9 protein-coding genes and 1 pseudogene are annotated in these 11,480 nt (G+C 59.5%); 3 read left to right on the top strand and 7 right to left on the bottom strand.

Annotation, left to right across the window (positions count from 1 at the left end):
- Positions 1-33: 33 nt before the first annotated feature.
- Positions 34-1,719: an alpha,alpha-trehalase gene (locus tag ACWYRJ_RS14585; RefSeq protein WP_455508158.1), complete on the bottom strand. Its 1,686-nt coding sequence runs from the start codon at positions 1,717-1,719 to the stop codon at positions 34-36.
- A gap of 102 nt (positions 1,720-1,821) precedes the next feature.
- Positions 1,822-2,778, bottom strand: a complete 957-nt coding sequence (locus tag ACWYRJ_RS14590; RefSeq protein ID WP_111964777.1) for an AraC family transcriptional regulator — start codon at positions 2,776-2,778, stop codon at positions 1,822-1,824.
- A 115-nt stretch (positions 2,779-2,893) separates the two neighbouring features.
- Between ACWYRJ_RS14590 and ACWYRJ_RS14595 the strand changes: the two genes are divergently transcribed.
- Entirely contained in the window at positions 2,894-4,081 is a 1,188-nt protein-coding gene (locus tag ACWYRJ_RS14595; RefSeq protein WP_143345249.1) for an MFS transporter, read from the top strand.
- A 41-nt stretch (positions 4,082-4,122) separates the two neighbouring features.
- On the opposite strand, the gene gap is transcribed toward ACWYRJ_RS14595, so the two are convergent.
- Positions 4,123-5,133 (bottom strand): type I glyceraldehyde-3-phosphate dehydrogenase, encoded by a 1,011-nt coding sequence (gap, locus tag ACWYRJ_RS14600; protein ID WP_149366603.1) that lies wholly within the window; start codon positions 5,131-5,133, stop codon positions 4,123-4,125.
- A gap of 78 nt (positions 5,134-5,211) precedes the next feature.
- A complete protein-coding gene (locus tag ACWYRJ_RS14605) occupies positions 5,212-6,192 on the bottom strand; it encodes a GlxA family transcriptional regulator (RefSeq protein ID WP_223579281.1) in 981 nt (326 codons plus the stop codon).
- Between the two features lie 149 nt (positions 6,193-6,341).
- Between ACWYRJ_RS14605 and ACWYRJ_RS14610 the strand changes: the two genes are divergently transcribed.
- On the top strand, positions 6,342-7,313 hold the full coding sequence (locus ACWYRJ_RS14610) for a fatty acid desaturase (RefSeq protein WP_455508159.1): 972 nt from the start codon (positions 6,342-6,344) through the stop codon (positions 7,311-7,313).
- Positions 7,306-8,064, top strand: a complete 759-nt coding sequence (locus ACWYRJ_RS14615) for a phosphate/phosphite/phosphonate ABC transporter substrate-binding protein (RefSeq protein WP_455508160.1) — start codon at positions 7,306-7,308, stop codon at positions 8,062-8,064. The genes ACWYRJ_RS14610 and ACWYRJ_RS14615 overlap by 8 nt, the downstream gene beginning before the upstream one ends.
- Here the strand turns inward: ACWYRJ_RS14615 and ACWYRJ_RS14620 are convergent.
- From ACWYRJ_RS14620 to ACWYRJ_RS14630, 3 genes and pseudogenes are all read right to left on the bottom strand, one after another.
- Positions 8,043-8,939 (bottom strand): LysR family transcriptional regulator, encoded by an 897-nt coding sequence (locus ACWYRJ_RS14620; RefSeq protein ID WP_455508161.1) that lies wholly within the window; start codon positions 8,937-8,939, stop codon positions 8,043-8,045. The two genes, ACWYRJ_RS14615 and ACWYRJ_RS14620, sit on opposite strands and share 22 nt — an antisense overlap.
- 22 nt (positions 8,940-8,961) lie before the next feature.
- Positions 8,962-11,250 carry an FdhF/YdeP family oxidoreductase gene (locus tag ACWYRJ_RS14625; RefSeq protein WP_455508162.1) on the bottom strand — a complete coding sequence of 763 codons (2,289 nt, stop codon included), beginning with the start codon at positions 11,248-11,250 and terminating at the stop codon, positions 8,962-8,964.
- Between the two features lie 40 nt (positions 11,251-11,290).
- Positions 11,291-11,480, bottom strand: a pseudogene (locus ACWYRJ_RS14630) (hypothetical protein); the annotation flags it as partial.

The following is an 11,480-nucleotide window of genomic DNA, read 5'->3' on the forward strand; positions in this document are numbered from 1 at the left end:
GGGTAAGGCGTAACCGCACCCGGCATTACTCCCTTACTGCGCCGTCGCTTTCACCGGCGCAGCCTCATCATTCGCCGCAGGCCGATTCTCCGGCACGCTGTCGCAAGGTTTCTCTTTCGGGCAGACCCGATCCAGCATTTTCAGCGTCACGCCGTTGCTCCAGCCGAAGCCGTCCTGCAGCGGATACTCGCCGCCGCCGCCTCCCGTACCGGTGGTCGACACGTCATACTTCTCAACCAGTTTCTTTTCCCGGTCGTAAGTATGCTGAACGTTCTTCAGGAAGCGCCAGGTCACGTCCATCGAGACCTTCTCTTGCCCGTAATTCTGCAGCCCTTCCGCAGCCACCCATTGCAGGGGAGCCCAGCCGTTTGGCGCATCCCACTGCTGGCCGCTGTTTACGGTGGTGGTCGCTATCCCGCCCGGTTTCAACAGGCGCGACGAGGTTGCCGCGGCGACTTTATCGGCACGATCCTGCGCCGCCGCCTTCACGTAAAGCGGGAACAGGGCTGCGGCGGTGAGCTGATTGCGTACCTTCTTGCTCTTCAGATCGTAATCCGCGTACCAGCCCTCTTTATCATTCCACAGGTGGCTCTCGATGGCTTTCTGACGCGCCGTAGCCAGCGCTTCGTATTTACTTGCGCTCGCGGCGTCACCGCTCTCCTGGCTTGCCCGCGCCAGCAGTTTTTCCATCTTAAACATCAGGGCGTTCAGATCCACGGGAACAATGCTGGTGGTCCGGATGGTGCCGAGCTTTTGCGGGTCGTCCATCCAGCGGGAGCTAAAGTCCCAGCCCGAGGCCGCGGCGGAACGTAAATCACGATAGATCTCGGTCGCGGGTCGGTTAGGGTTACTTTTGGCAGTATTCACATCGTCAAGCCAGGACTCCGGACGCGGGGTATCGCGGTCATCCCAGTAGCGGTTGAGAACAGCGCCGTCGTCCAGCTTCACCACGCGCTTGTTGGCCTGGCCCGGCTGAAGGGCATTAACGCCATCCATCCAGTAGGCATACTCTTTTTCCATCTGCGGACGATACTTCTTCAACGCATTGCTGTCGTGGGTCGCCAGCAGTTCAACCATCATTGAGAAAAACGGCGGCTGGGAGCGGCTCAGGTAATAGCTGCGGTTGCCGTTGGGAATGTGGCCGAAGGTGTCAATCTCATAGGCAAAGTTATCCACCATGTCGCTGATTTTGTCCCAATGATCGCTCTCTGCCAGGCCCAGCATGGTGAAATAGCTGTCCCAGTAGTAGACCTCGCGGAAACGTCCGCCGGGCACAACGTAAGGTTTCGGTAACGGCAGAAGGGAATCCCATTTGTTGTTGGCTTTATCGGTGGTGCGCGTCAGCACGGGCCAGAGATCGTCAATGTGCTCACGTAAACTTTGTCCAGCAGGCGGAACATATTTTTCCCCTTCCGCAGGGAGCGTAAAGTTCATCTCGACAAAGTGGCGTAAGTCAAAGCTGGACTGCGTGTGCTGCATCCGGTAGTCCGCCAGAATCATCAGCGGGTCGCTTTTGGGGACGGCATCAGCAAAGGTTTTCTGATCGGGAAACAGTTTGGCGCTCTGCACATCGTTAAACAGAGGGCCCAGCAAAATATCGGGTGAGGTTGTCTGGGCTGCGGGGCTATCGTCGGCATATCCCAGTGTCGTTACGCCGAGCAGCGCGCCGCCTAACGCAAGGGGCAAAAACGCGGGGCGTAGTGTACGAGGTCTTATCATCAGTTCGTCTCCTGTCTTCACTAAACAGCGTGACCGCTGTTGTCAATCACCTGAAAACCTTAGACGAATATTGCCCGCTTCGCGTTAAATATTGCCGGTATTTCAGACCTCTTCCGCGGTCTGGCTGGCTTCCCGCAGCGTGCCCGGCGCATGTCCAATAATGCGCTTGAATGCCCGGCTGAAGGCCGCCAGAGAGCCGTATCCCAGCCGCAGCGCGACGGTTTCAATGGGTTGATTTTCATGCCGAATGTACTGAATCGCCAGCCGCATTCTCAGCTCGCTGAGATATTTTGCCGGAGTGGTTCCCGTCGCGGCCAGAAACCGTTCGGCGAATACGGAGCGGGACGTGCCCGCTTCTTTTGCCAGATCCGCGACGCTCCAGTTCAGGCCTGGCTGCTGGTGCATGGCGTAAATGGCCCGGCTCAGGCGCGGGTCGCGCAGAACCTGCACCCAGCCGGTGGCTTTACCGCAGCCGCCTTCAACCCAGCCGCGCACGATTAATGCCGCCACCACGTCGGCAAGGCGCGCAAGGATCCCGGCATACCCGGCCTGACGCGCCGCGGATTCCCGCTCCATCGCCGCCAGCAGCGGATGAATTTCCGGCCAGGTGGACATCAGCCGGCTGACCATCATCACTTCCGGCATCGCTTTGATCAGCGGCTGCATCCCGCCCAGCTCAAAATCCATGCACCCGCTGAAGATGAGGGTGTTCTCGCTTTCCGGGCAGGGCTCGCAGGTGATAGCACACACCGAGCTGCAGATAGGCTCGCTCGGGAAGGCGTTGATGGGCGTAATGGTGGCCTGCTCGTCAGAGAGCAGGGCGTGGGAATTCCCGCCGGGAATAAAGAGGGCGTCGCCACCGCTCAGTTCGAACGTTGCACCGCTCTCCATGCGCAGCAGGGCGCTACCGTGGCTCACAAAATGAAACTGTGCCCGGCCGGGCGCCTGATGAAACGCGACGCCAAACGGCGCGCTGGCCTGGATCCGCCGATATTTCACGCCTGAAAGACGCATGCCGCGTAAAAGTTCGCTGATCAGATCGGGTGACTGTACGGTCATGGCACAACTCCGGACGAATAATCAATAAGTGGAGATTATATGTCATAGATCGTCCAGGGTGAACCTTCTATTCTTTTGCGACAGTAGTCACATTTTTATAACGGGAGATCAACAGATGAGTTCATGTGTCGCGGCGAGCGAGGCGGTAGCGCCTGCAAAACCCGCCTGGCGGGCCGTCTATTCACTGGGGCTGGGGGTATTTGGTTTGATTACGGCAGAATTTCTGCCGGCGAGTTTGTTAACGCCCATGGCCGCGAGCCTGGGCGTGACCGAGGGGATGGCCGGACAGGCCGTCACCGCCACCGCGCTGGTGGCGCTGGTCACCGGGCTGCTGATTACGCCTGCCACCAAAAGTATTGACCGCCGCTGGGTGCTGATGTTTTTCTCGGTGCTGCAAATTATCTCCAGCCTGCTGGTGGCCTTTGCGCCCAACCTGCACGTCCTGCTGATGGGGCGTCTGCTGCTGGGGGTAGCCATTGGGGGATTCTGGGCGATGTCGACGGCGACTACGATGCGTCTGGTTCCGGCAGATAAAGTGCCGAAAGCGCTGGCGGTGATCTTCTCCAGCGTATCAATTGCCACGGTGGTCGCGGCGCCGCTCGGCAGCTATCTGGGCAGCCTGATCGGCTGGCGCAACGTCTTTATACTCTGCATCCTGCCGAGCATGCTGGCGCTGCTGTGGCAGCTCTGGGTCCTGCCGTCCATGAAGCCGGAAAGCAGCGGCAGCCTGAGTACGCTGTTCCGCGTGCTGCGTCGTCCGGGAATGATCGGCGGCATGCTGGCGACCATTCTGATCTTCAGCGGCCATTTCGCCTTCTTTACCTACCTGCGTCCGTTCCTGGAGACGGTGGGGCAGGCGAGCGTGGAGACCATTTCGCTGATCCTGCTGGGCTTTGGTATTGCCAACTTTGTGGGCACTTCTGTTGCAGGGCATCTGCTGGCACGCAATCTGCGCCTGACGCTGGCGCTGGTGCCGTTTGCGATGGGCGTTCTCGCGCTCATGATGGTCGCCTTTGGTCATCTGGCGATGCTGGACGGGCTGCTTGTCGCGCTATGGGGCTTTGCATTTGGTCTGGTTCCGGTGGGCTGGTCAACCTGGCTTGCCACTACCGTTCCGGATGAAGCCGAAAGTGCAGGAGGGCTGCTGGTGGCCTCAATTCAACTGGCAATCAGTGCCGGTGCGGCCGGGGGCGGGGCGGTCTTTGACCTCAACGGTGCCAGCGGCGTGTTCGCGGGAAGCGGTTTCCTGTTAGTAACGGCGATGGTGATTGTGTTTATGGGCGTGAAAGTGAAAGCGGATTGAATTATTTGCCGGGTGGGCGCATGCGCCACCCGGCATCAGGCTTACAGCCCTTTCTTATCCATCAGCACCGCCAGATCCACCAGGCGGTTAGAGAAGCCCCACTCGTTGTCATACCACGCCAGGATCTTCACCATGTTCCCGCCAATCACCAGCGTGGAAAGCCCGTCGATAATTGAGGATCGTGGGTCGCCCTGGTAGTCGCTGGAGACTAGCGGTTCATCGCTATAGCCCAGAATGCCTTTAAGAGGCCCGCTGGCGGCCGCGTTGCGGAACGCGTCATTCACCTCTTCGGCGGTTACGTTACGGCTCAGCGTTACCGTTAAATCCACAATCGACACCACCGGCACCGGCACGCGCAGGGAGTACCCGGTCAGTTTGCCGTCAAGGGAAGGGATCACTTTCCCCAGCGCTTTCGCCGCACCGCTTGAATAAGGCACAATCGACAGCGCCGCCGCGCGAGCGCCGCGCAGATCTTTTTCCGGCTGATCGTGCAGCGCCTGGCTGTTGGTGTAGGCGTGCGTCGTGTTCATCAGGCCATGCTCAATCCCGAACTGCTGGTGCAGCACCTGAGCGGCCGGCGCCAGACCGTTCGTGGTGCAACTCCCGTTGCTTACCACCGCGTGCCGGGCGGGATCGTACTGGTCATGGTTGACGCCCATCACAATCGTCAGGTCATCGTTCTTCCCGGGTGCGGAAATGATGACGCGCTTAGCGCCGCCGTGGGTAATATGCACCGCCGCTTTCTCTCGCTCGGTAAAGAAGCCGGTGGCCTCAATCACCACGTCTACCCCAGCATCACGCCACGGGATATTCGCCGGATCGCGTTCGCTAAATACCACGATCCGCTGGCCGTCTACCTGCAGCGCGCCGTCAGCCGCTTCAACGGGCGCGGGCAGCTTGCCCAGAAGGGAATCATGTTTCAGCAGGTGGGCGAGGGTTTTGCTGTCCGTCAGATCGTTAATGGCCACAATCTGCAGATCCGGGTTGCCCAGCGCCGCGCGCAGGAAATTACGTCCGATACGGCCGAAACCGTTAATACCGACCTTAACCATGGTGCACTCCTTATCTCTGTTGTCTGGAGTCACTGTAGGCGTCGGGCAGGTTGGCGTAAACGACAAAAAAGGATCAGATTACGCCATCTTGCGGCAGTGGAAGCGCTGGCGGTACTCGCCGGGCGTAAGGTGAAGCTGCTTCTCAAAGATGCGGCGCAAGTTAATGCTGGTGCCAAACCCGCTTTGCTCGGCAACGCGCTCAAGGGAGTCATGGGTCTGCTCAAGCAGCTGACGGGCCGCGGCCAGGCGCGCTTCGGTCACATAGCGGGCGGGAGAGACTCCCGCGTCGCGGGTAAACACGCGGGTGAAGTTACGCGGGCTCATTGCCGCTTTCTCGGCCAGATTTTCCACGCACAGATCGGCGGTGAGGTTCTGCAGGATCCAGGTTTGCAGTTCGCTTATCGGACCGGATGTGCCGGGCTGCTGAAGGCTGTAGCGGCTGAACTGCAGCTGCCCGCCGGGACGGCGCAGGTACATCACCATATCCTGCGCGACGTCGCGGGCGAGGGTAAATCCGTAATCGTCCTCGACAAGCGCCAGGGTCAGATCGAACCCGGAACTGACGCCGCCGGAGGTCCAGATGGGGCCGTCCTGAATGTACAGCGGGCCGCCTTCGACCCGGATTGACGGGTACTGTGTCTGCATTGTCTCCAGCAGCCGCCAGTGGGTGGTCGCGCGGCGACCGTCCAGCAGGCCGGTCTGGGCCAGCAGCATCGCGCCGCCGCAGATAGAGGCTACCCGCCGGGCGTGCGGCGCAGCGAGGTGCAGCCAGTCCACAACGGCCGTGCTCTCCTGCTCGTTCATGCCGCGTCCGGTGATGATAATGGTATCCAGCGGTTCACGCGGATCCAGCTCCGGCAGGCGATAGTCCGCCAGCAAATTCAGGCCGGACTGGCCGTGGATCACCTGGTGAGGCTGCGTGGTGGCGATGATAATCCGGTAGCGGGGCTGCGCAAGCTCTTCCGGATGCAGCCGGTTGGCCTGCATCAGAATGTCGGCGATACCGGCGGCTTCAAACAGCATGCCGCCGTCGGGAACAATGATCAGGATCTTTTTCATGTCCTGAAAAGTACCTTTATTACAGAATAAGTCAAGGAGCACATGACCCCCACGTTTCTGGCAAAGCAAAGCGATTAATGTTCTTTGTTATTTCAGGCGTTTTCCCCGATCGTCAGAGAATTATCTCTGGCGAAACGGCGTCTGAAGGAATGAGTCAACGAAGCTCCCTCTATTTACATCCGCAACAACGCGAACAAATCCGCCACCTCGCATCGGGTTTTTTATGGCGAAGCGAACTGCCCACGTGGCTGCTGATTATCACTATTTATGCAGGCTGGTTTACCACGCTGGCGTTCTGGCAAACGCTGGGCCTGCTGCCCGCCACGCTGCTGCTCATCGGGTTTACCGCCTGGTACATGTCGCTGCAGCATGAGCTGATCCACGGGCATCCCACCCGTTTTGCCTGGCTGAACCAGCTGTTTGGCACGCTCCCGCTGGCGGTCTGGTATCCGTACGGCCTGTACCGGGACTCCCATCTCGCCCATCATCGGCACCATAGCCTGACCCATCCGGTGGATGACCCGGAGTCGTACTATTTTACCGACGAGAGCTGGGCGCGCTTTTCTCCCTGGCAGAAACGGCTTATCAGGGCCCGGAATACCTTTGCCGGACGGCTGATGCTGGCACCGCTGCTGGATATCCTTCAGACGCTGGGCAGCGCCGCGGCGGCATTTCGTCACCTTCACCTGCGCGCAATGACGATGTGGCTGGTGCACGCTTTGCTGCTGGTGGTGCTCTTCGCCTGGATGGCGCATACCGGTTTTTCTCCCTTCTGGTTCGTGCTGGCAGTCAGCTATCCGGCGCTGGCGCTGACCAAGGTACGATCGTTTTTCGAACATCGTGCGGCGGACGATCCGCTGGCGCGCTCCGTCATTAACGAGGCCGGGCTATTCTGGCGGGTACTGTTTTTGAATCTCAACTACCATTCAGTACATCACGATCTGCCGGGCGTACCCTGGTACGGGCTGAAGGCGATCTACCAGCAAAACCGGGAGGCGTACCGGCAGCGAAACCACGGTTTTCTCGTCAGAGGCTACGGTGAATGGCTGCGTCAGTTCTGGGGCAGGCCCGTCGACGTCACCGTTCACCCAGGAAAACAACAGGGGGAAGGGTATGAGTAACCTGCTGGCGTTTCCCATGTATGCTGTGGATCGCGCCGACACCCTTGCGCTCTGGCTGGCGGTAAAAGGGCTGCTGGCTGCGCGCGGTGTGTCCGTCGATCGCGATCCCGGCTGGCCGGAGTCCGATCTGCTGACCCACTGGCGACAGCCTGCGCTTGTCCTCAGCCAGACCTGCGGTTATCCGCTGGTTTCCCAGCTTCCGGACGTGCAGGTGGTCGGCTGTTTTCACTACGTGGCACCTGGCTGCAAAGGGATCCAGTACCGCAGCTTTCTGGTGGTGCGCGAGGAGGATCGGCATCTCACGCTGGCGGATTTTCGCGGACGTCGTGCGGTCTGTAATTCTCCGGATTCGCAGTCCGGCTACAATGCGCTGCGAAAAATAGTCGCTCCCCTGGTGAGCAACGGTCCATTTTTCGCGCAAACGTCCTTCAGCGGCAGCCATCGCCAGTCGCTGATTAATGTGAAACGCGGTGCAGGGGATATCGCGGCCATCGACTGCGTGACCTGGGCGTTGCTGCAGCGTCACGAGCCGGAAAGACTGACGGGGCTGGCGGTGATTGACCATACCCCTCTGACGCCGGGGCTGCCGCTCATTACCTCGCACCACACCTCGCCTGACAACCTTGATGCCCTTCGCGATGCGCTCCGCGCGCTGGTGAGTTTGCCGGAATATCGGGCCGTGTGCGGCGCGGTGCTGATTGACGGTTTTAGCGTGGTGACGCGCCAGGCCTACGCCTCATTATTGGCGTGATAAATCTCCAGCGCGTCGGTAAAACAGCGCAGCGCCAGCGAGGAGACGGGCTTCTGCCTGCGCATAATCAGGCCGACAGGGGCCTCAATGTTCGCGTCGGCGATGGGGACAATCCTGAAATTACTGTTCAGATCTTCCAGACCGTTATTCAGCGGCATCACGGCGCAGCATACGCCGCTTTGCACCGCCTGGATGATCTGAAACGTGGAGTCGCTCTCGAAAACGGACGTCGGTTCGATGCCGACAGACTTAAAGCTGGCCTCCATATGCGCCCGGTAATGCATCCCTTTAGTCAGAAACCCCAGCGGAAAATCCGTCAGATCGCGCAAGGTCAACGTCTCCTGGCCGAGCTGGAAATGGCGGACATCGTGCAGCAGGCCCATCTTCGTTTTGGGTAGCTGGATAATATCGAACAGGCTGGTGTCGATGCTGTTGAGGTAGCAAATGCCCAGCTCAAGCTGATTGCGGCTGACGCCGTCGGCAATCTGCGCGGAGGACATGGAATAGAGGCTGTAGGTCAGCTCCGGATATTTTTGGGTCAGCAGGCGAATAAAGATCATCGGATCCACGCTCGCCAGCGGCACCATCCCGAGACGTAATTCGCCCACCACCTGGCCTTTGCACAGCGCCGCTTCCGCCTGCAGCCCGTCGTGCGCGGCCAGCAGCGCGCGGGCCCACGCAAGGATACGCTCCCCTTCCGGCGTAAACCCTTCAAAGCGCTGTCCGCGCACAATCAGCACCAGCCCCAGCTCCTCTTCCAGGCTGCGGATGCGCATGGAGAGGGTCGGCTGGGTGATGTTGCACTGCGAGGCCGCCTTGCCAAAATGGCGGGTCTCGTCGAGCGCGATTAAATATTTTAACTGTTTAATATCCATCTTTTTCTCTGCGCGAACAGCCTTACAGCATGCGGATCTCTTTAGAGCGCAGGGTGATGCGAACCGGAACGGATTTATACGACGGCGTACCGCTGTCCTTATCCAGATAATCCAGCGGTACCAGCACGTTGGCCTCCGGATAATAGGCGCCGACGGTCCCCGGCGCGATGTTGTACGCCACCACGGTAATGTCTTTTAGACGCTGAACGCTGCCGGGGAGGGCGGTTTCGATATCCACGCGGTCGCCGTGTTCCAGCCCTGACTGCGCCATGTCGTCCTCGTTCATGAACAACACGTCGCGGCGGCCAAATACGCCACGGTAACGGTCGTCAAGGGCGTAAATGGTGGTGTTGTACTGGTCGTGGCTGCGCAGCGTGATTAGCCGCATAACATGCTCACCTTCGCCGCTGGCGTTCTCGTGAACACCGTCGAACACCGAGAACATCGCTTTTCCCGTCGCCGTTGGCCAGATGCGTTGCGTGGGCGGCAGCGGCATACGGAAGCCACCGGGAACGCGGATCCGCGCATTGTAGTTCTCAAAGCCCGGGATGGTCTGCTCGATCAGATCGCGGATGCGGTCGTAATCCTCAATCAGCATCAGCCAGTCCACGCGGGTTTCCGGCAGTGTGGCTTTCGCCATGCCGGCGACGATAGCCGGTTCCGAACGGAGTAACGGTGAGGCGGGTTTCAGCTTGCCGGATGAGGCATGGACCATCGACATCGAGTCTTCGACGGTAATGGACTGACGACCGGTAGCCTGAACATCCAGCTCGGTACGGCCAAGACACGGGAAAATAAAGGTCTCTTTGCCCACCAGCAGATGGGTGCGGTTCAGCTTGGTGCCGACGTGCACGCTCAAATCCAGGTTACCCATCGCCGGAAAACCACGTTCGTGATCGGGCATCGCCACCGCAAAATTACCCCCGAGGCAGATGAGCGCCTTCGCGCGGCCGTCGATCATGGCCTGCGTGGCCTGCACCGCATCGTGTCCATGGTGAGACGGCGGCTCAAAGCCGAAAACGTCCTTCAGACGGTTCAGGAAGGCCGGCGTGGGTTTCTCGCTAATCCCGACGGTTCGGTTCCCCTGAACGTTTGAATGACCGCGCAGGGGGCATATTCCCGCACCGGGCTTGCCAATATTCCCGCGCAGCAGCAGCAGGTCCGCAATCAGGCGGACGTTCGCCGTGCCTTTATTGTGCTGGGTAATGCCCATCCCGTAGGTGATAATGGTGGCATTCGATTTCGCATAGGCCTCGGCTACCGTTTTGAGGGCCGCCTGACTGAGACCTGACTCCTGCTCGATTTCGTCCCAGTGGGTCTGTGCGATATCGACGGTGAAATCTTCAATGCCCTGGGTATGTTCGGCGATAAACGCGCGATCGAGCACGTCGCCGCGTTCGGCCTCCATTTCAAGCAGGTGTTTAGCTATGCCTTTCAGCGCGGCGGCATCGCCCCCGGCCTTCACCTGGAAGTAGGTTGAGGCAATATCCGTAGAGCCGTAAGTTGCCATTTCAATCACGCTTTGCGGATCGGCAAAACGTTCGAGGGCGCGCTCGCGCAGCGGGTTAAAGACGATAATCGGCACGTTGCGGCGGGCCAGCTCATGGAGGGTGCCCATCATTCGCGGATGGTTCGTGCCGGGGTTGTGACCGATGGAGATAACCAGCTCGGTCTTGTCGAAATCATCCAGCGAGACGGTGCCTTTCCCGATGCCAATCGAACGCGGCAAGCCGACGCTGGTGGCCTCGTGACACATATTAGAGCAGTCGGGGAAGTTGTTGGTGCCGTATTCGCGAGCGAACAGCTGGAACAGATACGCCGCTTCATTAGAGGCCCGCCCGGAGGTATAGAATTCAACCTGGTCCGGTTCAAGCCCGCGCAGCACTTCGCCGATGCGTTCAAACGCCTCGTCCCAGGCGACGGGCCGGAAGGTATCGCTTGCTCGGTCATAGCGCAGGGGATGCGTGAGTCGACCGTAACCTTCCAGCTCAAAGTCCGATTTTGCCAGCAGCGAGGAGACGCTGTTTTCGGCCAGAAACGCGGGGGTAACGCGTTTGCTGGTGGCTTCCCAGGTCACCGCTTTGGCGCCGTTCTCGCAGAACTGGAAGGTCGATTTGTGTTCTTTATCCGGCCACGCGCAGCCCGGGCAGTCAAAGCCGTCAGGATGGTTGGTGCGCAGCAGCGTCGCGGGGGCATCAAGGGTATCCATTTGGGTACGTACTGCAATGGCCGTCGCTTTCAATGCGCCCCAGCCGCCGGCAGGGCCGTCATAGTGTCTGATACCCGGCACCGAGCGTCTTTTCTTGTTCATACCCACTCCTGATTTGTTCGGTCACACAACGTCTGAACCCCTAAAAGCGCTGCAAAGAACGATAGGCGAAAGCAATGACGACCGGATGGCGACGCGCGTGCGGTGGCTTTGTTGAATAAATCGAACTTTTGCTGAGTTGAAGGATCAGATCACGTATCTTCCCGACAACGCAGACCGTTCCGTGGCAAAGCAAAAGTTCAAAATCACCAACTGGCCCACCTACAATAAAG

The organism is Enterobacter sp. (genome assembly GCF_977039595.1).